This window comes from Alicycliphilus sp. T452 (genome assembly GCF_054512775.1).
On record NZ_JBTNEH010000001.1, the window covers coordinates 289,418 to 310,492 of the forward strand.

Annotated in this window: 21 protein-coding genes; 4 read left to right on the forward strand and 17 right to left on the reverse strand. The window is 69.7% G+C overall.

The window, feature by feature from the left end; all coding sequences use genetic code 11:
- The first annotated feature begins 21 nt into the window (after positions 1-21).
- The gene (locus tag ACX12L_RS01395) at positions 22-1,620 is read left to right on the forward strand and encodes a DNA recombination protein RmuC (protein ID WP_459260955.1); all 1,599 of its coding nucleotides are present in this window, start codon (positions 22-24) and stop codon (positions 1,618-1,620) included.
- A complete protein-coding gene (locus ACX12L_RS01400; RefSeq protein ID WP_459260956.1) occupies positions 1,617-2,789 on the forward strand; it encodes an MFS transporter in 1,173 nt (390 codons plus the stop codon). The genes ACX12L_RS01395 and ACX12L_RS01400 overlap by 4 nt, the downstream gene beginning before the upstream one ends.
- On the opposite strand, the gene ACX12L_RS01405 is transcribed toward ACX12L_RS01400, so the two are convergent.
- The 17 genes from ACX12L_RS01405 to ACX12L_RS01485 form a co-directional block, all read right to left on the reverse strand.
- Positions 2,777-3,640, reverse strand: coding sequence for an LOG family protein (locus ACX12L_RS01405; protein ID WP_459260957.1), 864 nt, complete (start codon positions 3,638-3,640; stop codon positions 2,777-2,779). The two genes, ACX12L_RS01400 and ACX12L_RS01405, sit on opposite strands and share 13 nt — an antisense overlap.
- Positions 3,641-3,769: 129 nt before the next feature.
- A complete protein-coding gene (gene crcB / locus ACX12L_RS01410) occupies positions 3,770-4,165 on the reverse strand; it encodes a fluoride efflux transporter CrcB (RefSeq protein ID WP_094437235.1) in 396 nt (131 codons plus the stop codon).
- Positions 4,166-4,188: 23 nt separating this feature from the next.
- Complete coding sequence (locus ACX12L_RS01415) at positions 4,189-5,964, reverse strand: peptidase M14 (protein WP_459260959.1); 1,776 nt, start codon at positions 5,962-5,964, stop codon at positions 4,189-4,191.
- Between the two features lie 4 nt (positions 5,965-5,968).
- Complete coding sequence (locus tag ACX12L_RS01420) at positions 5,969-6,340, reverse strand: monovalent cation/H(+) antiporter subunit G (protein WP_459260960.1); 372 nt, start codon at positions 6,338-6,340, stop codon at positions 5,969-5,971.
- Positions 6,337-6,618, reverse strand: a complete 282-nt coding sequence (locus tag ACX12L_RS01425) for a K+/H+ antiporter subunit F (protein WP_459260961.1) — start codon at positions 6,616-6,618, stop codon at positions 6,337-6,339. Before ACX12L_RS01425 ends, ACX12L_RS01420 begins: the two co-directional genes overlap by 4 nt.
- Complete coding sequence (locus tag ACX12L_RS01430; protein WP_459260962.1) at positions 6,615-7,106, reverse strand: Na+/H+ antiporter subunit E; 492 nt, start codon at positions 7,104-7,106, stop codon at positions 6,615-6,617. The genes ACX12L_RS01425 and ACX12L_RS01430 overlap by 4 nt, the downstream gene beginning before the upstream one ends.
- Entirely contained in the window at positions 7,103-8,815 is a 1,713-nt protein-coding gene (locus tag ACX12L_RS01435) for a monovalent cation/H+ antiporter subunit D (RefSeq protein ID WP_459260963.1), read from the reverse strand. Before ACX12L_RS01435 ends, ACX12L_RS01430 begins: the two co-directional genes overlap by 4 nt.
- 61 nt (positions 8,816-8,876) lie before the next feature.
- Positions 8,877-9,242: a Na+/H+ antiporter subunit C gene (locus ACX12L_RS01440; protein WP_013518414.1), complete on the reverse strand. Its 366-nt coding sequence runs from the start codon at positions 9,240-9,242 to the stop codon at positions 8,877-8,879.
- Positions 9,243-12,200, reverse strand: a complete 2,958-nt coding sequence (locus ACX12L_RS01445; RefSeq protein WP_459260964.1) for a monovalent cation/H+ antiporter subunit A — start codon at positions 12,198-12,200, stop codon at positions 9,243-9,245.
- An 88-nt stretch (positions 12,201-12,288) separates the two neighbouring features.
- Positions 12,289-12,588, reverse strand: coding sequence for a ComEA family DNA-binding protein (locus ACX12L_RS01450; protein WP_459260991.1), 300 nt, complete (start codon positions 12,586-12,588; stop codon positions 12,289-12,291).
- A gap of 7 nt (positions 12,589-12,595) precedes the next feature.
- Positions 12,596-13,753, reverse strand: a complete 1,158-nt coding sequence (gene lapB / locus ACX12L_RS01455) for a lipopolysaccharide assembly protein LapB (RefSeq protein ID WP_459260965.1) — start codon at positions 13,751-13,753, stop codon at positions 12,596-12,598.
- Positions 13,743-14,054: a LapA family protein gene (locus ACX12L_RS01460; protein WP_459260966.1), complete on the reverse strand. Its 312-nt coding sequence runs from the start codon at positions 14,052-14,054 to the stop codon at positions 13,743-13,745. The genes lapB and ACX12L_RS01460 overlap by 11 nt, the downstream gene beginning before the upstream one ends.
- A gap of 206 nt (positions 14,055-14,260) precedes the next feature.
- Complete coding sequence (locus ACX12L_RS01465) at positions 14,261-15,046, reverse strand: peptidylprolyl isomerase (RefSeq protein WP_459260967.1); 786 nt, start codon at positions 15,044-15,046, stop codon at positions 14,261-14,263.
- 67 nt (positions 15,047-15,113) lie between these two features.
- Positions 15,114-15,389 carry a BolA family protein gene (locus ACX12L_RS01470; RefSeq protein ID WP_459260968.1) on the reverse strand — a complete coding sequence of 92 codons (276 nt, stop codon included), beginning with the start codon at positions 15,387-15,389 and terminating at the stop codon, positions 15,114-15,116.
- Positions 15,386-15,943: a septation protein A gene (locus tag ACX12L_RS01475; RefSeq protein ID WP_459260969.1), complete on the reverse strand. Its 558-nt coding sequence runs from the start codon at positions 15,941-15,943 to the stop codon at positions 15,386-15,388. Before ACX12L_RS01475 ends, ACX12L_RS01470 begins: the two co-directional genes overlap by 4 nt.
- Complete coding sequence (msrB, locus tag ACX12L_RS01480; protein WP_459260970.1) at positions 15,940-16,353, reverse strand: peptide-methionine (R)-S-oxide reductase MsrB; 414 nt, start codon at positions 16,351-16,353, stop codon at positions 15,940-15,942. The genes ACX12L_RS01475 and msrB overlap by 4 nt, the downstream gene beginning before the upstream one ends.
- Positions 16,350-17,828, reverse strand: a complete 1,479-nt coding sequence (locus tag ACX12L_RS01485) for a protein adenylyltransferase SelO (RefSeq protein WP_459260971.1) — start codon at positions 17,826-17,828, stop codon at positions 16,350-16,352. The genes msrB and ACX12L_RS01485 overlap by 4 nt, the downstream gene beginning before the upstream one ends.
- 162 nt (positions 17,829-17,990) lie before the next feature.
- Between ACX12L_RS01485 and ACX12L_RS01490 the strand changes: the two genes are divergently transcribed.
- Positions 17,991-19,628: a 3-(methylthio)propionyl-CoA ligase gene (locus tag ACX12L_RS01490; RefSeq protein WP_459260972.1), complete on the forward strand. Its 1,638-nt coding sequence runs from the start codon at positions 17,991-17,993 to the stop codon at positions 19,626-19,628.
- A 138-nt stretch (positions 19,629-19,766) separates the two neighbouring features.
- Positions 19,767-21,002 carry a branched-chain amino acid ABC transporter substrate-binding protein gene (locus ACX12L_RS01495; protein ID WP_459260973.1) on the forward strand — a complete coding sequence of 412 codons (1,236 nt, stop codon included), beginning with the start codon at positions 19,767-19,769 and terminating at the stop codon, positions 21,000-21,002.
- The last annotated feature ends 73 nt before the right edge of the window (positions 21,003-21,075 follow it).

Genomic DNA, 21,075 nt, shown 5'->3' on the forward strand with positions numbered 1-21,075 from the left:
TGAATCAATAGTAGAACAATCTTGAGCATCGAACTCCTGGCCGTGCTGGCCGCCATTCTGTCGATCGTCCTGGCCCTGGGGCTGGGCCTGCTGTGGGGCGCGGCGCGTGCGCGGCGCGAGGCCGAGGCCGGGCGCGGGCAGGCCCTGGCGGCGGCGCGCGCCGAGGCCCAGGCCGAGGCGCTCGCGCGCATCGCGGCGGCGCAGGAGCGCGTGCGCGGGCTGGAGAGCGAGCGCGCCGGCCTGCAGGCCGAATGGCAGCAGCTCAAGGCCCAGGCATCGGCCTGGCGCGAGGCGCTGGACACGGCGCGCGACGAGCGCGCCCAGATGGCCGAGCGCGCCGCGCGCGTGCCCGCGCTGGAGGCGCAGCTGCAGGAGCAGGGCCAGCTCGCCCAGGCGCTGCGCCAGCAGCTGGCCGCGCTGCAGGCGCAGGCCGCGGCCCAGGCCGCGCAGGCCGATGCCGAGCGCCGCGCGGCGCAGGAAAAACTGGCGCTGCTCACCGAGGCGCGCGAGGCGCTCACGCACCAGTTCAAGAGCCTGGCCAACGACATCCTCGAAGAGAAGGGCAGGCGCTTCGCCGAGCAGAACCAGCAGAGCCTGGGCCAGCTGCTGGACCCGCTGCGCACGCGCCTGGCCGAGTTCCAGGGCAAGGTCGAGCAGTTCTACGACGCGGAAGGGCGGCAGCGCTCGGCCCTCACGCAGCAGGTGCACCAGCTCATGGGCCTGAACCAGACGCTGAGCGAGGACGCGAAGAACCTCACGCAGGCGCTCAAGGGATCGACGAAGGCGCAGGGCAACTGGGGCGAGCTGATCCTGGAGCGCGTGCTCGAATCGGCCGGGCTGCGCAAGGGCTTCGAGTACGACGTGCAGGAGAACCACCTGCGCGACGACGGCTCGCGCGCCCAGCCCGACGTGGTCATCCACCTGCCCGAGGACCGGCACCTCGTGGTGGACGCCAAGGTCTCGCTGCTCGCCTACGAGGAGTGGGCGACCGGCGACGACGAAACGCTGCGCGCCGCCGCGCAGCGCCGCCACCTCGACTCGGTGCGCCAGCACATCAAGGGCCTGGCCGAGCGCAACTACCAGCAGCTCTACGGCCTGCAGTCGCTCGACTTCGTGCTGATGTTCGTGCCCATCGAGCCCGCGTTCATGCTCGCCGTGAGCGGCGACGGCCAGCTCTACGGCGACGCGTGGAACAGGAACGTGCTGCTCGTGAGCCCCTCCACGCTGCTGTTCGTGGTGCGCACCGTGGCCCACCTGTGGCGCCAGGAGGCGCAGACCCGCAACGCGCAGGAGATCGCCAGGCGCGGCGCCGAGCTGTACGACCACCTCACGGCCTTCGTCGAGGAGCTGGAGAAGGTGGGCAAGGGCCTCGCGCAGGCGTCCGACGCGTACCACCGCGCCTTCAACAAGCTCAGCAAGAGCCGCGGCAACGTGATCCGCCGCGCCGAGATGCTCAAGGAGCTGGGCATCAAGCCCGCCAAGGCGCTGCCGCCCGCGCTGGTGGAGGCAGCCCGGGAAGGCGATTTAGAAGAAAATACCGCTGCAGCGCTTGTCCAGCCTGCACCGGATGCTTCTGAAGATGTAGCAAAAGAAGAGCCGGGCGGAAAGGGCGCCGCGTGAACTGGGCCCTGGCGCGCCTGATCGCCGGACAGATATGCATCCACGCCTGCATGGCCGGAATGCGCATGGCCGCGCCGCTGCTGGCGCTGCGCCAGGGCTACAGCGCCGCGGCCGTGGGCGTGCTGCTGGCGCTGTTCGCGCTCACCCAGGTGTTCCTGGCGCTGCCGGCGGGGCGCTATGCCGACCGCCACGGCCTCAAGCGCCCGGTGCGCCACGCGGTGGCGGCGGCCGTGCTGGGGGCGGGCGGCGCGTTCGCGTGGCCCGTGTTCCCCATGCTGTGCGTGGCGGCCCTGCTCACGGGCGGGGCCACGGGCGCGGCCACGATCGCGCTGCAGCGCCACGTGGGCCGCGCCGCGCACGACGCCACGCAGCTCAAGCAGGTGTTCAGCTGGCTGGCCATAGGGCCGGCGGTGTCGAACTTCCTGGGGCCGTTCTGCGCCGGCCTGCTCATCGACCATGCGGGCGCGCAGGCCGGCGGCACCGGGGGCTTTCGCGCGGCGTTCGCGCTCATGGCCGTGCTGCCGCTGGCCACCTGGTTCTGGGTGCGCACCGCGCAGGAGCTGCCCAGCGTGATCGCCGCGGCCGGCGGGCCGCGCCAGCGCGCCTGGGACCTGATGGCCGAGCCGCGCTTTCGCCTCCTGCTCATCGTCAACTGGCTGCTGTCGTCCTGCTGGGACGTGCACACCTTCGTCGTGCCGCTGCTGGGCTACGAGCGCGGGCTGTCGGCCTCGGTCATCGGCTCCATCCTGGGCGCGTTCGCCATCGCGGCGGCGCTGATCCGCGTGCTCATGCCGCTGGTGGCCGAGCGCCTGCGCGAGGCCACCGTGGTGACCTGGGCCATGGGGATGACGGCCGTGCTGTTCGCCGTCTACCCGCTGCTGCCCACGGCCCTGGCGCTGGGGGCGTGCTCGGTGCTGCTGGGGTTCGCGCTCGGCTCGGTGCAGCCCATGGTCATGAGCCTGCTGCACCAGATCACGCCGGCCCACCGCCATGGCGAGGCGCTGGGGCTGCGGCTCATGGCCATCAACGGCTCCAGCGTGCTCATGCCGCTGCTGTTCGGCTCGGCCAGCGCGCTGATCGGCGTGAGCGGCCTGTTCTGGGTGGTGGGCGCCACGGTGGGCCTGGGCTCGCGCGTGGCCTGGCGGCTGGGCAAAGGTCAAAGTTCGTAGAAGGCACGGATGATGCCCCAGGCCTCGGCCGGGTCGTCCGTGTAGTGGAACAGCTTGAGGTCGTCGGGCGAGACCGTGCCCTGCTCCACCAGGGCCTCGAAGTTGATGAGCCGCTTCCAGAACGCGGTGCCGAACAGCACGATGGGCGCGGGCTTGGCCTTGCCGGTCTGCACCAGGGTCAGCACCTCGAACAGCTCGTCGAGCGTGCCGAAGCCGCCGGGGAACAGCACCAGGGCCTTGGCGCGCATCATGAAGTGCATCTTGCGCAGCGCGAAGTAGTGGAACTTGAACGACAGCGCGGGCGTGATGTAGCGGTTGCCGCTTTGTTCGTGCGGCAGCGTGATGTTCAGGCCGATGGTGGGCGCGCCGGCCTCGTAGGCGCCGCGGTTGGCGGCCTCCATGATGCCTGGGCCGCCGCCCGTGCAGATGTACAGGCGCTCGGCGGGCGGGCGGTCCTGGCTGTAGTCGGCCACGTGGCGCGCGAACTGGCGCGCCAGGTCGTAGTACTGCGCGTTCTTCACGGCGCGCTCGGCGCGCGCGATGCGTTCGCCGTCGCCGCTGGCCTGCGCGTCGGCGAGCTGCTGGGCCGCGGCCTCGGGCGAAACGAAGCGCGCGCTGCCGTACACCACCACGGTGTGCTCTATGCCCTGCGCGGCCTGCTCCAGGTCGGGCTTGAGCAGCTCCAACTGAAAGCGTATGCCGCGTGTTTCGCGGCGCAGCATGAACTCGGGGTCGGCGAAGGCCAGGCGGTACGAGTCGGGGTTCAGCGGGTTGCCTGCCACGGCGTAGTTGTGCAGCTCGGCCCAGGCGTTGGCCAGGCGGCTGTCTTGGAGGTCGGTGTTGGCTTGCATGGTTGTCGGTGTCGGAGAAAGGGACCCGGCCATGGCCGCCATGGAAGGCGTTGGCGGCGGCGCGGGCGGATGGCGGAAATTTTAGTCGGATTGGCCCGAAGCGCTTGTGTATCAAGCGCTGGCAGCTACTCAAATGATAGTTTTCAGGTGGGGCAGAAGCAGGGGCAGGCTGCGCAGCCCGGCCCAGGTGAGGCACAGCGAGCCCGCCACGTGCACGGCGCACACGCCCAGGGCCAGCGCCAGGCGCTGCTCCAGCAGCAGGGTGACGACCTCGGCCGAGAAGGTGGAGAAGGTGGTCAGGCCCCCCAGGAAGCCGGTGATGAGCAGCATGCGCCATGCCGGATCGAGCTGTGGCAGGGCCTGGAACAGCGCCAGGCACAGGCCGATGAGATAGCCGCCGATGAGGTTGGCCGCCAGCGTGCCCCAGGGCAGCAGCGAGCCCTGGGTGTTGAGCCACAGGCCCAGCCGCCAGCGCGCCAGCGCGCCGACGCCGGCGCCTGTGAAGATGGCGAGAGCGTGCAACATCGGCGGCATTGTAGGCAGGCGGGTCAGTGCGGGGCGATGCGCTGCCACGCCTGCGCGGCCGCCAGCGCGGCGTGCATCTGCACGGTGTGCGCGAAGCGGAAGGCGTCGCCGCATACGGTCTCGTCCGGAAACTCGGTGACCAGCGTCACCGGCGCGTCGTGCGCGGTCTGCGTCTGCATGCAGGCGATTCCGTGCAGCACCTCGAAGGGCAGCGGGCCCGCGTGGCGCTCGTAGAGCGCGCGCTGGCGGGCATTGAACGCGGCCAGGCCCGGCACCTGCGCGAGCTGCGCGCACACGGCCTCGAGCAGCGCGCGGGCCGGCTGCTGCCAGCCGGCGTGGTGGCGCAGGATGAGGAAGAAGCCCTTGGGGCACATCCATTGCTCGAAGCCGCGCGGCACGTAGCCCGACAGCGGCCGCGTCCACTCATGGGCGGGGTAGCCGTGCAGGTTCACGTGCAGCTGCGCGCCGGACAGGGCCAGCGCGGCCTGGCGCGCCTCGCGTTCGAGCAGCGGCGCTGTCTCGCGGTACTCCACGTCGTCGCCCAGCGCCGTGTAGCGCGCCGCGTGGTGCATGTGGCCGGCGTGCAGGGCGCACAGCTCGGCGTGCAGGGCGTAGCCGTCGGGGTTCTCCAGCGCGATGAGCGCGAAGTGCGCGCCGTCCTGCCGGCGCAGCGCCTCGGCGGCGCGCAGCGCGCCGACCACGCCCGAGGTCTCGTTGGCGTGCTGGCCGCCGCTGATGAACACGGGGCGCTGCGTGCCGGGGTGGTAGAGCCCCCACACGGTGCGGCCCTGGCGCGTGGGGGCGCTGAAGCGCCGGCCCGGCCAGGCCTGCAGGACCTGCGCGATGCGCTCGGGCGCGGGCGCCTTGTCGAGCGATTCCAGCGGCTGGCCGGCCGCGGCGCGCAGTCCGTCCCGGGCCGTGAGCGCATCCTGGGCCGCGGCGTCGAAGGGCTGCAGGCTGACGTGCACGCGCGGCGCGGCGGCGCCCGTGCGCACGTCGGGCACGATCTGGCCGGGCTGCAGCCGCCGGTCGCCCAGGGGGCGGCCGCTGTGCTGCTGGAAGAACTCCAGCAGCGAGAAGTACAGGTCCTCGTGCAGCGCCTCGGCGGTGCTGATGGTCTCGCCGGCCCAGGCGATGGGCTGCTCGAACCCGGGCAGGTCGATGCGCAGCAGCAGGCGCTCGAAATACGGTTCGCCGGGCGGCCAGGGGTGCTCGCGCACGGCCTGCACGGCATGGTGGAAGGCGCGCTCGAAATCCGTGCACACGGCGATGTCGAGCAGGTCGGCCGCGCCCGCCTGCGTGCCCGCGCGCAGCCAGCCGCAGGGCGAGAGCGCGGCCGCGCCCGTGGTGTCGGCGTGGGCGCGGTTGGGCGCCCGGACGCGCTGCTCCAGGCACTGGCCATCGCGCAGGTGCAACTGCACGTCGTACCAGGGATCGGCGTCGTCGCGGGGTTCCAGGCGCAGCGCGCCTTCGCCCAGCAGGGCCGCCAGCGGGTAGGCCTCCAGGCGGAAGCGCTGCTGCGGGCCCGTCGCGGGAACGGGGTAGCGCACATGGGCCGCCACCAGCCGCTCAAGGTCCACGTGGTCGATGAAATGCTGCACCAGGGGCTTGTAGGCGCTGTGAAAGCGCGCATGCACGCCCACGGCCGCCAGCTGCTGCTCGGCCGCGAGGCGCTCGGCCCGGCCCTCGAACAGCCAGCCCTCGACGTGGCGGCCGTGCCAGCGCGGCTGCGAGAAACGCCGCACCCAGGCGTGCAGCGTGCGCTCCAGCGGCAGGTCGAGCAGCGTGGAGGCGGTCATGATTTTAGAAGTCGCGCACGTGGTCGTCGGTCGTGCGGCTCAGGTTGGGCGGAACCTTCTCGCCCGTGCGCCGCGCGCGGAACAGCGCCGCGCGCATCAGGAAGATGTTGGTGACGGGCACGGTCACGGCCACGAACAGGGCGATGAGCAGCGCGTGCAGCGCCAGCCCGTCGCCCACCGCCGAGAAATACACCAGCGTGGCGTGCATGATGCACCAGCAGCCCAGGGTGGCGATGATGGCGGGAGCGTGCACGCGCTCGAAGTAGGTCTTCAGGCGCAGCAGCCCGAGCGAGCCGAGGAAGGCGATGGCCGCGCCGGCGAGCACCAGCACCGAGACGGCGATGTCGAGCCACAGGGGCAGGGCCTGCGGGGTCATTCGATCACCTCGCCGCGCAGCAGGAACTTGGCCATGGCCGTGGAGCTGGCGAAGCCCAGCAGCGCGATGAGCATGGCGGCCTCGAAGTAGTTGGCGCTGCCGTAGTAGATGCCCAGCGCCAGCATGAGCAGCATGCCGTTGAGGTACATGCAGTCCAGCGCCAGCACCCGGTCCTGCGCGGCCGGGCCCCTGAGCAGGCGCGCCAGGCACAGCACCATGGCCGCCACCAGCAGGAACAGGGCGATGGGCAGGGCCCAGGACAGTAGGGGACTGGTCATTCGAAGATCTCCATCAAGGGGCGCTCGTAGCATGTCTTGACGTGGTGGACGATGGCCTGGGCGTCGCCCACCTCCAGCACGTGCAGCATCAGCATGGAGCGGTCCAGCGACAGCTCGGCCCAGGCCGTGCCGGGGGTGATGCACACGATCATGGCCAGCACGGCCAGGCCGTTGGGGTCGCGCAGCTCCAGCGGAATCTTCACGAAGTTGGGCGGGTGGCGGCGCGCGCCCGGCAGCAGCAGGAAGCGCAGCACGGCGATGTTGGAGCGCGTCGTGTCCACCATCACCGTCAGGCACAGCCGCAGCACCGCGCCGAAGTGGCGCACGCGCACCTTCTGCGGGCGCAGCTCGCGGAACATCAGGGGCAGGCCCAGCCCCAGGACCAGCGCCAGCAGCACGTGGCCGGCGCTCATCGACCGGTTGAGCAGCAGCCACATAACGAACAGGCCGAGCGAGACCAGCGGCGCGGGCAGGAGCCTTTTCATCATCGCACCGGCCCTCCTGCCTGCGCCGCCGCTGCGGGGGCGGGGCGGGGCGCCGCCGACATCACGGCGCGCACGTAGGTGCCCGGCGCGTGCAGGGCGTTGGCCGTGGCCGTGGCGAAGCGCATCACGCCCTCGGCCTGCAGCGTCAGGGCCACGCAGGCGCCCAGCAGCACGGCGATGGGCAGGCCCTCAAGCACGCGCAGCTGCGGCGTGGAGCGCTCGGGGCTGGCCCAGAAGTGGCGTATGCCCGAGCGCGTGAGCGCCATGAGCGCGACCAGGCCGGTGCCTATCATCAGCGCCAGCAGGGCCCAGCCCGCAGGGCCGGGCCGCGTGCCGGCCGAGGAGCCCAGACCCAGCGGGTTGAGCAGGGCCGTGAGCATGGCGAACTTGCCGATGAAGCCCGACAGCGGCGGCAGCCCGGCGATCACCAGGGTGCACATCAGATAGGCCAGGCCCAGGAAGGCGGCGGCGGCCGGGATGACGCGGCCGACCAGCACCTGCTCGTCGTCGTCCAGGTTCAGTCCCGCAGTGGGCACCAGTTCGGGCGACAGGAACGGGGCGTCGTCGTCGCTTTCGTAGGGGGCCAGCGTGGTGCCGTCGTTGCGCCAGCGGTCTATCAAGTCGGCCAGCAGGAACAGCGCGCCCACCGCCAGCGTGGAGCTGGGCAGGTAGTACAGCAGGCCGGCCGTGAGGGCGTTCTGCCCGAAGCCCGCGGCCGCCAGCAGCGTGCCCGAGGACAGCACGGCCGCATGGCCCGCCAGGTGGGTCAGGCGCTGCGAGCCCATCATGCCGATGGCGCCGAAGGCCATGGTGGCCATGCCGCCGGCGATCAGCCACAGGCTGCCGAACAGGGCCGAGGCGCCGGCCTCCGTGCCGAACATCAGCGTCCACAGGCGCAGCAGCGTGTAGACCCCCACCTTGGTCATGAGCGCGAACAGCGCCCCCACCGGCGCCGTGGCGGCGCTGTAGGCGGGCACCAGCCAGAAGTTCAGGGGCCACATGGCGGCTTTGATCAGGAAGGCCGTCGCCAGGATGGCCGCGGCCGCGTGCAGCAGTCCCCGGTCCGCGGCCGAGACATGCGCCATGCCCTGCGCCAGGTCCGCCATGTTCAGCGTGCCCGTGATGCCGTAGAACATCGAGGCGCCGATGAGGAACAGCGACGAGGCCGCCAGGTTGATGGCGATGTAGTGCAGGCCCGACTGCACCCGGGCGCGCCCCGAGCCATGCAGCAGCAGGCCGTAGGATGCGGCCAGCAGGATCTCGAAGAACACGAACAGGTTGAACAGGTCGGCCGTGAGGAAGGCGCCGGCGAGGCCCATGAGCTGGAACTGGAACAGCGTGTGGTAGTGCACGCCGGCCCGCTGCCAGCGCGCGCCGGCGAACAGCACCGAGCACAGCGCGATGATGTTGGTGAGCAGCAGCATCAGCGCCGACAGGCGGTCGAGCACCAGCACGATGCCGAAGGGCGCCGGCCAGTTGCCGGGCAGGTACACGCCCATGCTGGCCGGCGCGCCGGCCTGGTGCGTCCACTGCAGCAGGGCGATGGCGACCAGCAGGCCCGCGAGCGTGGAGAGGACGCTCAGCCCGAACTTCAGGCGCTGCTGCTCCTCGCGCAGCAGCAGCAAGAAGGCCGCCGTGAACATGGGCAGCGCTATGGGCGCCAGCATCAGGTGCGGCATGGCCGCAGCGGTGAGCTCGGAGAGATGGCTCATTGGACAACCTCCGTGCTGCGCACTGCGGTGCGAGCCCCCTTCGGAACGGCCGGGCGTGGGCTCATGGCATCTCCTGCTGTTCGCGCGCGTGGGTGCCGTCCACGTGGTCGGTGCCCGAGATGCCGCGCGAGGCCAGCAGCACCACGAGGAACAGCGCCGTCATGGCGAAGCCGATCACGATGGCCGTGAGCACCAGGGCCTGGGGCAGGGGGTCGGCGTAGTGCTGCAGGTCCGGCGGCACGCCGGGCACGAGCACGGGCTCCTTGTCCACGGCCAGGCCCAGGCGCCCCATGCTGAAGATGAACAGGTTGACCGCATAGGACAGCAGCGACAGGCCCATGATCACCTGGAAGGTGCGCGGGCGCAGCAGCAGCCAGACGCCCGAGCCGGTGAGCACGCCGATGGAGATGGCCAGCACGATTTCCATTCAGCGTTGCTCCTGCGTGTCGTTGTCATAGGACACCACGGCCGCCATGGCGAGCTGCTGCTCCTCCAGCAGGCGGGCGTGATAGCGGTGGCTGCGCACCGACTGGTGCGCGATGGCCGTGAGGATGAGCAGCGTCGCGCCCACGACCAGCGAGAACACGCCCATGTCGAAGAACATGGCGCTGGCGATGTGGATCTCGCCGATCAGCGGCAGGCTCGCATGGGCCGTATGGCTGGTGAGGAACGGATAGCCCAGGACCAGCGCGCCCAGGCCCGTGCCCAGCGCCAGCAGCAGGCCCCAGGCGATCCAGCGCCGCGGCAGCAGGGGCAGGTGCGCCTCCACCCAGGTGGTGCCCGAGATCATGTACTGCAGCACCAGCCCGACCGAGAACACCAGCCCGGCGACGAAGCCCCCGCCCGGCTGGTTGTGGCCGCGCATGAACAGGTAGAACGCCACCAGCGCCGTGAACGGCAGCAGCAGGCGCACCAGCACGGCGGGCACCATCAGGTAGCCGATGGCGGTGTCGCTGGCGTGGCGCGGGTTCAGCAGGTCGATCTGCAGGTCGGCGGGCAGGGACCGCTGCTGCTCCGGCAGGTCCATGGCTTCGCCCGCAGGGCGGAAGCGCCTGAGCAGCGCATACACGGTGATGGCGACGACGCCCAGCACCACGATCTCGCCGAAGGTGTCGAAGCCCCGGAAATCCACCAGCATGACGTTGACCACGTTGGTGCCGCCGCCCTCGCTGAGCGCGCGCTCCAGGAAGAAGGTGGAGGTGCTCTGCGCGAAGGGCCGGCTCATCATGGCCAGCGCCAGCCAGCCCATGCCGGCGCCTGCGACGACGGCCAAGGCCAGGTCGCGCAGGCGGCGTGCGCGCGTCAGCGCGGCGCTGGCCTGCAGCGCGGCCAGGCTTTCGTCGCGTTTGGGCAGCCAGCGCAGCCCCAGCAGGATGAGGATGGTGGTCACCACCTCCACCGACAGCTGCGTGAGCGCCAGGTCGGGCGCCGAGAACCACAGGAAGGTGATGGCGGTGCACAGGCCCGCGCCGCCCATGAGCGTGAGCGCCGCCAGCCGGTGGTACTTGGCCTGCCATGCCGCGCTCACGGCGCACACCATGCCCAGGGCCCACAGCAGCACGAAGGTGGGCGACAGCGGCAGGGTGCCGCGCTCGCCCAGGTGCATGCCCCGCGTCCACAGCGGCATGGCGGCGCCCGCGAGCGCGACCAGCACCAGCCACAGCATCTGCCACTGCAGGCGCCGGGTGGACAGCAGGCGCCTGCCGCCCCGCCCCAGCAGCGTGAGCCGGGTGAGCGTGGCCTCGAAGATGTGGCGCCCGCTGATGCGGTGCATCAGGGGCGGGGCACTGATGCGGCCGCGGTCGCGCTCCCGGCGCAGCAGCAGATACAGGGCCGCGCCGCCCGCCAGGGCCACGAAGCTCATGACCAGCGGCGCGTTGATGCCGTGCCACACGGCCAGGCTGAATGCCGGCAGGCTGCCGCCCACCACCGGCAGCGCGGCGGCGTCGAGATAGCGGCCCACCGACCAGGCCGGAAGAATGCCGACCACCAGGCACGCGCAGGCCAGCAGCTCGACCGGAACGCGCATCCAGTGCGGCGGCTCGTGCGGCTGGTGCGGCAGGTCGGTGGCCGGCGGGCCCCAGAACACGTCGACGATGAAGCGCAGCGAATACGCCACGCTGAACATGCCGGCCACGGTGGCCGTGGCCGGCAGCAGCATGGCGACGAGGGGCGCGGCGTCGATGAACACGGTCTCGGCGAAGAACATCTCCTTGGACAGGAAGCCGTTGAGCAGCGGCACGCCCGCCATGGCCGCGCTGGCCACGGTGGCCAGCGTGGCCGTGATCGGCATCATGCGGCGCAGGCCCGACAGGCGCCGTATGTCGCGCGTGCCGCTCTCGTGGTCGATGATGCCCGCGGCCATGAACAGCGACGCCTTGAAGGTGGCGTGGTTCATGATGTGGAACACGGCCGCCACGGCGGCCAGCGGGCTGTTGAGGCCCAGCAGCAGCGTGATCAGGCCCAGGTGCGAGATCGTGGAGTAGGCCAGCAGGCCCTTCAGGTCGTCCTGGAACATCGCGGCGTAGCCGCCGATCAGCAGCGTGGCCAGGCCCGCGCCGCCCACCAGCCAGAACCAGGGCTCGGTGCCGCCCATCACCGGCCACAGGCGGGCCAGCAGGAACACGCCGGCCTTGACCATGGTGGCCGAGTGCAGGTAGCTGGACACCGGCGTGGGCGCCGCCATGGCGTTGGGCAGCCAGAACTGGAAGGGGAACTGCGCGCTCTTGGTGAAGGCGCCCAGCAGCACCAGCACCAGCGCCGTGAGGTACAGCGGGTGGTCGCGCACCAGTTCGGCCGCGCCGAGCACGCGGTCCATGTCGTAGCTGCCGACGATGTGGCCCACGACCAGCATGCCGGCCAGCAGGCACAGGCCGCCCGTGCCGGTCACCGTGAGCGCCATGCGCGCGCCGCGGCGCGCGTCCTCGCGGTGGTGCCAGTAGCCGATGAGCAGGAAGGAGAACAGGCTGGTCAGCTCCCAGAAGAACACCAGCTGGATGATGTTGCCCGACAGCACCACGCCGGCCATGGCGCCCATGAAGGCCAGGAAGAACGAGAAGAAGCGCGGCACGGGATCGGCCGGCGACATGTAGTAGCGCGCGTAGAGCACCACCAGCGAGCCGATGCCGAACACCAGCATGGAGAACATCCAGGCGAACCCGTCCATGCGGACGACCAGGTTCATGCCCAGCGAGGGCAGCCAGGCGACTTCCTGGCGCAGCACCCCCCCGTTGGCGACGTCGGGAAAGCACAGCGCCACCTGCACGGTGCAGGCCAGCGCCACAATGCCCGCCAGCGTGGACTCGGTGTTGCGCGCGTTGGCGGGCAGCACGGCCGCCAGCAGGCTTGCGATGAAGGGGAGGGCGATGAGCAGAATCAGGGGCATCTGCGCCTGATTCTAGGGGTAAGCCGCTTGGAGTCCGCTATGAAAACCAGAGTGCATGCCGGGCATTGGGCCGGCATCTGGTGCGAAATCAGTGGCCACGAGCTTTGGCCGGTGCTTCTTGCGGCGCGTAGCTTGCGCCATCCACGGTCAGTCCCTCGTCCGACAGCCGGGCCGCCGCCGCCGGGCCTATGCCCTTGACGCGGGAGATCAGGTCGCGCCAGTCCTGGAAGCGCCCCTTGGCGCGCTCGGCGAGGATGCGCGAGGACAGCGCCGGGCCTATGCCCTTGATGCCGTCCAGATCCGCCTCCCGGGCGCGGTTGACGTCCACCGCGGCCAGCGCCGCGCCCGCGTGCAGCAGGGCCGCCAGGCAGAGGGCCGGCAGGAACATCTTCACCCTAGAGCTCCTCGACGCGGCGCGCCGGATAGCTGTCCCAGGTCTGGCAGCCGGGGCATTGCCAGAAATGCTGGCGCGCCTCGAAGCCGCAGGCCGCGCAGCGGTAGCGCGTGAGCGGCTTGGCCGCCTGCTCCAGCGCGCGCTGGATCTGGGGGTGGAACTGCTCGTGGCCCAGGGTCTCGCCGGCCAGCCACTTGGTGGCGGCCACCAGGGACGGCTCCTTGTCGAGGTGGCGCACGTACCACTCGCGCCCCGCCCCGGGGGCGCCGTCCGTCGCCGCCTGCAGCGACACGATGGCCTCCAGCAGGTCCAGCGACGGCATGTCCTGGTAATGCTGCTGCAGCAGGGCGCCGGCCTGCTGCGCGTGCCCGCTGGCGAGCGCGGTCTCCACCAGCAGCGGCGCGGCCAGCGCCAGGGCCGTGGGTGTGCTGTCGGCCAGGGCCTGCAGCGTTGCCAGAGCGGCATCCGCCTGGCCCATGCGCTGCTGCAGGCGCGCCAGTTCGATGCGCGCGCGCGGGGCCTGCGGCGCGGTGGCCACGGCCTGCTCCAGCAGGGCCTGGGCCGCCGGCAGTTCGCCGCGCGCGGCCAACGCCAACGCCTGCTCGCACAGATAGTGGGCCAGGCGCGTGCTGAAGTCGCCCTGCTGGGCGGCCTGCATGCGCTGGGCGATGTCCGATGCCTGTGCCCAGTCGCGCGAGCGCTCGTAGATCGCCAGCAGGGCCATGCGGGCCTGGGCCTCGAAGGGCGTGCCCTCCAGGCGGCGCAGCGCGTCCTCGGCGCGGTCGAGCAGGCCGGCCTTGAGGAAGTCGAGCGCCAGCGCGTGCTGGGCGCGCTCGCGGTCGGTGCGCGAGAGGTCGCCGCGCGAGAGCAGGTGCTCGTGCACGCGCACGGCGCGGTTGTATTCGCCGCGGCGGCGGAACAGGTTGCCCAGGGCGAAGTGCAGTTCCGTGGTGTCGGGGTCGTTCTGCACGGCCTCGATGAAGGCGTCGATCGCCTGGTCCTGCTGTTCGTTGAGCAGGTAGTTCAGCCCCTTGAAGTAGGCCTTGGGCGCGCGCCGGTTCTCCTCGCGCATCTGGCGCAGGTCCAGGCGCGAGGCCAGCCAGCCCAGCCCGAAGGCCAGGGGCAGGCCGAGCAGCAGCCAGGTGGGATCAAATTCCATCGATGGGCGTCTGGGGCATGGTGGGCTCGGCCGGTGCCTGCGCCGGCGCCGCGGGGGCGGGCTCTTGCGCGGCGGCCTGGGCGCGGCGCGCGGCGCTGCGGTGGCGCCACCAGCGCGGCACCATGCCCAGCACGCCGACGGCCACGCCCAGCGTGAAGGCCGAGAGCACGATCAGCACGGCCGGCGCCGTCCACCGGGTGCCGAAGAAGAAGTGCACCGTGGCGTCCTGCTGGTTGTTCAGCGCGAAGGCGAACAGAGTGAAAAAAATGGCTGCCTTGAGCAGCCACAGGAGGTATTTCATGTGTCTCCCCGGTGATGGGCGAGATTCTACGGGCTGCGCCCCCCTGCGAGCGCCCGGTGCCGAATATCAGGGAAAAATGGCTGCAGCGCCCGCCCGGCAAGCGCTGGCAGCTATGGTTTTGATGGGTGCCGCGGGCCGCCGCGGCCCGGAATGAAAAAACGCGGCCGGGGGCCGCGTTCTGCCGTGCGGGGCGCGTGGCCCGGCGGTCACTCCACCTTGGCCTTGGCGCGCAGCTCTTCCTGGAACTTGGCGAGCTTCTGCTGCTGCAGCTGCTGGGCGATCTGGGGCTTGACCTCGTCGAGCTTGGGCAACTGGGCGTCGCGCACGTCGTCCAGGCGGATGACGTGCCAGCCGAACTGGCTCTTCACGGGGGCCTGCGTCATCTTGCCCTTTTCGAGCTTGACCAGGGCCTCGGTGAACTCGGGCACGTAGCTGCCGGGGTTGGCCCAGTCCAGGTCGCCGCCGCGGGCGCCGGACCCGGGGTCCTTGGACTGCTTCTTGGCGATGTCCTCGAACTTCGCGCCCTTCTTGATCGAGGCGATGACGGCCTTGGCCTCGTCCTCCTTGGCGACCAGGATGTGGCTGGCCTTGTATTCCTTGCCGGCGTTGGTGGCCACGAACTTGTCGTATTCGGCCTGGATCTCGGCGTCGGTCACGGGGTTGTTCTTCTGGAAGTCGACGAACAGCTCGCGGATCAGGATGGTCTGGCGCGCCAGTTCCATCTGGGTCTTGTAGTCAGCCGTGCCTTCCAGGCCGCGCTTTTGCGCCTCCTGCATGAAGATCTCGCGGGCGACCACTTCTTCCTTGATCTGGTTTTCCATCTCGGGGGTGATGGGCCGGCCGGCGCGCTCCACCTGCTGCTTCAGGGCCTCGGCGCGCTCCTTGGGGACGGCCTTGCCATTGACGATGGCGATGTTTTGCGCGGCAACGGGCAAGGTCATCGTGCCCAGCATGGCAGCGGCCACGAGGCCGGACAAGAGCTGTTTCTTCATTGGGAATCCACGGGTAGGAAATGAGTTTGCGGGCAACTGAACCGCAAGCCCTTGGAGTAGGGCAGTGTCAGAGAGTTTCAATGGCGATGGCGTGCGCGCCATGGTCGATGAAAATCTGCAGCGCATCATACACAAGCCTGTGCTGCGCCACCTTGCGCTTGCCGGTAAACATCGGTGACGCGATGCGCACGCGAAAGTGCGTGCCGAAGCCCGTGCCATTGGCGCCCGCATGCCCTTCGTGCTGCCAGCTTTCGTCCAGCACTTCGAGTTGGGAGGGGGCCAGCGCTGCGCGCAGGCGCTCGGCCATGGCTTCGGCGGTGACGGCGACAGGGGGGGTGTTCATGGTTGTGCGTCCTCGGGTGCGGCGTCGCCTTCCTTGATGTGGCGACTCAGGTACAGGGCCTGGGCGATGACGAAGGCCAGCATCAGGCCCATGCCGCCAAACAGCTTGAAGTTGACCCAGGTGTCGGTATCGAAGTTGTAGGCCACCCACAGGTTGAGCACGCCCATGGCGGCGAAAAAGCCCGCCCAGGCCCAGTTCAGGTTGCGCCACACGGGCGCGGGCAGCTCGACCTGCGTGCCCATGAGCGACTGGATGAAGTTCTTGCGGAACACCAGCTGGCCGACGAGCAGCGTGCCGCCCATGAGCCAGTACAGCACCGTGGGTTTCCACTTGATGAAGGTCTCGCTGTGCGCCAGCAGCGTGGCACCGCCGAACACCACGATCACGCCCAGGCTGAGCCACTGCATGGGCTCGACCTTGCCGTGCTTGGCGTGGATGTAGCCGATCTGCGCCACGGTGGCGGCAATGGCCACGCCCGTGGCCACGTAGATGCCCCAGGCCTTGAAGGCGGCGAAGAACAGGATGATGGGGAAGAAGTCGATGAGCAGTTTCATGGCGCCGGTGGTTCGAAGGCGAGCGAGGCGGAGTTCATGCAGTAGCGCAGGCCCGTGGGGGCCGGGCCGTCGGGAAAGACATGGCCCAGGTGGGCACCGCATTGTGCACATACGGTCTCGGTGCGCCGCATGCCGTGGCTGCGGTCCTCGATTTCCCGGATCGCGCCGGGCACGGCGCGCCAGAAGCTGGGCCAGCCGCAGCCCGCGTCGAACTTGGTGCCCGAGTCGAAGAGCTTGGCGCCGCAGCACATGCAGTGGTAGCTGCCGTCGGCCCAATGGCCTTCGTATTTGCCGGTGAACGGGCGCTCGGTGGCGGCGTGGCGTGTGACCTGGAAGGCCGCGGGCTCGGCGCCTTTTTCGCGCAGCAGCAGCTGCCATTCGGTGTCGGTCTTCTGGATGGGGTAGGTCATGAGGAGCAGCTGATGGAGATGGAGGATGCCCAGTCGGGCGGAAACCCGGCGTATGCCTCATGGCCCGGGTGCTCGTCCCATGGCCGCGCCAGCAGGGCCTGCAGGGTTTGGAGTTCGGAAAAGTCGCCGAGTTTCGCGGCGCGTATGGCTTGTTCGGCCAGGTGGTTGCGCAGCACGAAGCGGGGGTTGGTTTTCAGCATCAAATCGGCCGCCAGCGCTTTGTCATCAAGCGCCAGCAGCTCTTGATAGAGTAGCAGCCAGGCGTCGAAGGCGGCGCGGTCGGCGAACAGGTCGCGCACGGGCTCGAAGCCGCCGCCGGCCACGGCGTGGGACAGGCGGCGCCAGAAGATGGCGTAGTCCACGCGGTCCGCGGCCAGCAGCTGCTCCAGGCCCTGCACCAGTGCCTCGTCGCCCGCGCGCGCCTGGCGCAGGCCCAGCTTGGCGCGCATGCGCGCCATGAACTGCTCGACGAACACGGGCTCGTAGCTGTCCAGGGCCTCCTGGGCCTGCTCCACGTCGCGGATCAGCGGCAGCAGCGCCTTGGCCAGGCACAGCAGGTTCCAGTAGGCCACGCCCGGCTGGCGGTTGAAGGCGTAGCGGCCCAGGTGGTCGCTGTGGTTGCAGATGTGGTTGGGGTCGAAGGCATCGAGGAACTGGAACGGCCCGTAGTCGATGGTCAGGCCCAGGATGCTCATGTTGTCGGTGTTCATCACGCCGTGGCAGAAGCCCACCGCCTGCCACTGCGCCAGCAGCGCCGCCGTGCGCTCGCTCACCGCCTGCAGCAGCCGCGCATGGGGGTTGCCGGCGCTGCGGCACTGCGGGTAGTAGCGGTCGATCACGTAGTCGGCCAGGCGGCGCAGCTCGGCCTCCTGCCCGCGCGCGGCGAAGTGCTCGAAGTGGCCAAAGCGTATGAAGCTGGGAGCGACGCGCGTGACCACGGCGGCGCTCTCCAGCTCCTCGCGCTGCACGGGCTGGGGCGAGCCGGTGACGCACAGGGCGCGCGTGGTGGGCAGCCCCAGGGCGGCCATGGCCTCGCTGCACAGGAATTCGCGGATCGACGAGCGCAGCACGGCGCGCCCGTCGCCCATGCGCGAATACGGCGTGCGCCCGCAGCCCTTGAGCTGCACCTCCTGGCCGCTGGCCGTCTCGCCCAGCAGGATGGCGCGCCCGTCGCCCAGCTGGCCGGCCCAGACGCCGAACTGGTGGCCGCCGTACACGCTGGCCAGCGGCCGGCCGCCCGGGGGCAGGGCATTGCCGGTGAAGATCTGCAGGGCGTCGTCCCGCTGCTGCCAGCCGGCGGGCAGGCCCAGCAAGGCGCCCACTTCGGCGCTCACGCCGACCCAGTGCGGGGCGGGCAGGGGCGTCGGGCGCAGTTCGGTGAAAAAGGCCGGGCCCAGCGCGGCGAAGCCGTTGCGCCAGCCGCCCAGCAGCGGCGGTGCAGGTGTGGGGGCGGCGCAGGCCGTGGCGGTGGTCATGCCGGGATTGTCCCGTGAGGGCGATGTCCCGCAGTGGACAAAGGCCATGTGCCCTGGTGCGGGTGCTGGGTTTTTCCTGATGGTTCAGGCGAGGACAGGCACCGGTTCGCGGCTAGGATGTTGCGGTTTTACCGAGCACTCATTCATCACAAAGGAGCACCCATGCTGGGCCTGATGCAGAACCAACCCCTGTTGATTTCTTCGCTGATCACGTTTGCCGAGCGCAACCATGGCGACGGGCAGATCGTTTCGCGCCGGGTGGAAGGTGACATCCACCGCTACACCTACCGCGACCTGGCGCGGCGCGCGCGCCAGCTGGCGAACACGCTCGACGCCATGGGCCTGCAGCTCGGCGACCGCGTGGCCTCCCTGGCCTGGAACGGCTACCGCCACATGGAGATGTACTTCGGCGTCTCCGGCTCGGGCCGCGTGCTGCATACCGTGAACCCGCGCCTGCACCCGGACCAGATCGCCTGGATCATGAACCATGCCGAGGACCAGGTGCTGTGCTTCGACATGACCTTCCTGCCCATCGTGCAGGCCGTGCATGCCAAGTGCCCCACGGTGCGGCAATGGGTGGCCTTGTGCGACGCCGACAAGCTGCCCGCGGACTCGGGCATCCCGGGCCTGGTCAGCTATGAGGACTGGATCGGCGGCGCCTCCACCGAATACCACTGGCCCACGTTCGATGAGAACTCCGCGTCCAGCATGTGCTACACCAGCGGCACCACGGGCAACCCCAAGGGGGTGCTGTACAGCCACCGCTCCACCACGCTGCACGCCTACGCGGCGGCGCTGCCCGACGTGATGTGCCTGTCGGCGCGCGACAGCGTGCTGCCGGTGGTGCCCATGTTCCACGTCAATGCCTGGGGCCTGCCGTATTCCGCCGCGCTCACGGGCTGCAAGGTGGTGTTCCCCGGCCCTCTGCTTGACGGCAAGTCGGTGTACGAACTCGTCGAGGCCGAGGGCGTGACCTTTGCCGCGGGCGTTCCCACGGTGTGGCAGATGCTGCTGAACCACGTGAAGTCCAACGGGCTGAAGTTCAGCACCCTCAATCGCACGGTGATTGGCGGATCGGCCTGCCCGCCGGCCATGATCACCGCCTTCCAGGACGGCTACGGCGTGTCGGTGCTGCACGCCTGGGGCATGACCGAGACGAGCCCGCTGGGCACGCTGTGCACGCTCAAGAGCAAGCACCTGCAGCTGGGCCGCGACGAGCAGATGCACATCCTGCAGAAGCAGGGGCGCGCCATATGCGGCGTGGAGATGAAGATCGTGGGCGGCGACGGCAAGGAGCAGCCCTGGGACGGCAAGGCCTATGGCGACCTGCTGGTGCGCGGCCACTGGATCCTGGGCACCTACTACAAGGGCGAATGCCCGCTGGTGCCGGACGAAAACGGCGTCGGCTGGTTCCCCACCGGCGACGTGGCGACCATCGACGCCGACGGCTACATGCAGATCACCGACCGCAGCAAGGACGTGATCAAGTCCGGCGGCGAGTGGATCAGCTCCATCGACATCGAGAACATCGCCATGGCCCACCCGGCCGTGGCCATGGCCGCGTGCATCGGCATGCCGCATCCGAAGTGGGACGAGCGCCCCATCGTCGCCGTGGCCAGGAAGCCCGGCGCCGAGGTCACGCGCGAGGAACTGCTCGCCTTCTACGAAGGCAAGACGGCCAAGTGGCAGATCCCGGACGACGTGGTGTTCGTGGACGCGATCCCGCTCGGCGCTACGGGCAAGATGCTCAAGACCCGGCTGCGCGAGCAGCTCGCCGGCTACAAGCTGCCGGGCCTGTAAGCACGTGCCACCGGTGCGCGGCCTGCAGCGGCCGCGTACCGGTCGCATCGGCGATAGCTGCTACGGGCTATCCCTGAAGAGGCATCTTGCTGTCCGCCTGTACGCTGTCGGTCATTCGCATGAAGGAAGGAGACAAGCATGGGGTTTACTTTCAGAACGATAGCTGCATGCGCAATGCTGGCAAGTGCTGGCGCTGCATTTGCCCAAAAGGGCGAGACCGTGAAGATCGCCTGGCTGGACCCGCTGTCGGGCCTCATGGCGGCGCTGGGCACCAACCAGATGAAGAGCTGGCAGTACCTGGCCGAGGAGTTCAGCAAGAACAACGCCGCGGGCGTGAAGTTCGAGATCGTCCCCATCGACAACAAGCTCAGCCCGCAGGAGACCACCAGCGCCCTGCGCTCGGCCATGGACCAGGGCGTGCGCTACGTGGTGCAGGGCAATGGCTCGGGCCCGGCGCTGGCCATCATGGATGCGCTGGAAAAGCACAACGCGCGCAACAAGGGCAAGGAGGTGCTGTACCTGAACTACGCCGCCGTCGATCCCGACCTGACCAACAGCAAGTGCAGCTACTGGCACTTCCGCCTGGATGCCGACACCTCCATGAAGATGGAGGCGCTGACCGCCTACATGAAGGACCTGCCCGACATCAAGAAGGTCTACCTGATCAACCAGAACTACTCGCACGGCCAGCAGGTCAGCAAGTACGCCAAGGAAATGCTCAAGCGCAAGCGCCCCGACGTGGAGATCGTGGGCGACGACCTGGCGCCCCTGGCCCAGGTGCGCGACTTCGCGCCCTACATCGCCAAGATCAAGCAGTCGGGCGCCGACAGCGTGATCACCGGCAACTGGGGCTCCGATCTCGCGCTGCTCATCAAGGCGGCGAATGACGCTGGCCTGGCCAACGTCAAGTTCTACACCTACTACGCCGTGGCCACGGGCGCGCCCACGGCGCTGGGCGCGGCGGCGGCCGGCAAGGTGTACATGGTGGGCTACAGCCACCCCAACCTGGAAGGGCCGATCAACCCCATCGTCAGGGGCTTCAAGGCCAAGTTCAACGACGACATGTACACCGGCTCCGTCTACCACGGCTTTGCCATGCTGACCGAGGCCTTCCAGCGCGCCAGGAGCACCGACCCGGTGAAGGTGGCGGCCGTCATGGAAGGCATGAAGTTCAAGAGCTTCAATGGCGAGGTGGAAATGCGCAAGGCCGACCACCAGCTGCAGCAGGGCCTGTACATCACGCGCTGGGAAAAGGCCGGCGGCAAGTACCCGCTGGACTCCGAGAACACGGGCCACACCTTCGTTCCCGTGAAGTACTACGAGCCCTACGTTGCCAGCACGCCCACCTCGTGCCAGATGAAGCGGCCTTCCTGATGTAGTTCCTGGCGGGAAGCCCCTCGGGGCCCGAGTCTGCTCGGGCCCTTTTTTCAGCCACCAACGGTCATGG

Coding starts and splice junctions, on each gene's coding strand:
- lapB (WP_459260965.1), bottom strand. CDS start 13,753: ATGGAATTTGATCCCACCTGGCTGCTGCTCGGCCTGCCCCTGGCCTTC.
- ACX12L_RS01415 (WP_459260959.1), bottom strand. CDS start 5,964: ATGACCGCCTCCACGCTGCTCGACCTGCCGCTGGAGCGCACGCTGCAC.
- ACX12L_RS01465 (WP_459260967.1), bottom strand. CDS start 15,046: ATGAAGAAACAGCTCTTGTCCGGCCTCGTGGCCGCTGCCATGCTGGGC.
- ACX12L_RS01460 (WP_459260966.1), bottom strand. CDS start 14,054: ATGAAATACCTCCTGTGGCTGCTCAAGGCAGCCATTTTTTTCACTCTG.
- ACX12L_RS01490 (WP_459260972.1), top strand. CDS start 17,991: ATGCTGGGCCTGATGCAGAACCAACCCCTGTTGATTTCTTCGCTGATC.
- ACX12L_RS01420 (WP_459260960.1), bottom strand. CDS start 6,340: ATGACCCCGCAGGCCCTGCCCCTGTGGCTCGACATCGCCGTCTCGGTG.
- ACX12L_RS01450 (WP_459260991.1), bottom strand. CDS start 12,588: ATGTTCCTGCCGGCCCTCTGCCTGGCGGCCCTGCTGCACGCGGGCGCG.
- ACX12L_RS01445 (WP_459260964.1), bottom strand. CDS start 12,200: ATGCCCCTGATTCTGCTCATCGCCCTCCCCTTCATCGCAAGCCTGCTG.
- ACX12L_RS01470 (WP_459260968.1), bottom strand. CDS start 15,389: ATGAACACCCCCCCTGTCGCCGTCACCGCCGAAGCCATGGCCGAGCGC.
- ACX12L_RS01405 (WP_459260957.1), bottom strand. CDS start 3,640: ATGCAAGCCAACACCGACCTCCAAGACAGCCGCCTGGCCAACGCCTGG.
- ACX12L_RS01495 (WP_459260973.1), top strand. CDS start 19,767: ATGGGGTTTACTTTCAGAACGATAGCTGCATGCGCAATGCTGGCAAGT.
- ACX12L_RS01425 (WP_459260961.1), bottom strand. CDS start 6,618: ATGACCAGTCCCCTACTGTCCTGGGCCCTGCCCATCGCCCTGTTCCTG.
- ACX12L_RS01435 (WP_459260963.1), bottom strand. CDS start 8,815: ATGAGCCATCTCTCCGAGCTCACCGCTGCGGCCATGCCGCACCTGATG.
- ACX12L_RS01440 (WP_013518414.1), bottom strand. CDS start 9,242: ATGGAAATCGTGCTGGCCATCTCCATCGGCGTGCTCACCGGCTCGGGC.
- crcB (WP_094437235.1), bottom strand. CDS start 4,165: ATGTTGCACGCTCTCGCCATCTTCACAGGCGCCGGCGTCGGCGCGCTG.
- msrB (WP_459260970.1), bottom strand. CDS start 16,353: ATGACCTACCCCATCCAGAAGACCGACACCGAATGGCAGCTGCTGCTG.
- ACX12L_RS01485 (WP_459260971.1), bottom strand. CDS start 17,828: ATGACCACCGCCACGGCCTGCGCCGCCCCCACACCTGCACCGCCGCTG.
- ACX12L_RS01430 (WP_459260962.1), bottom strand. CDS start 7,106: ATGATGAAAAGGCTCCTGCCCGCGCCGCTGGTCTCGCTCGGCCTGTTC.
- ACX12L_RS01475 (WP_459260969.1), bottom strand. CDS start 15,943: ATGAAACTGCTCATCGACTTCTTCCCCATCATCCTGTTCTTCGCCGCC.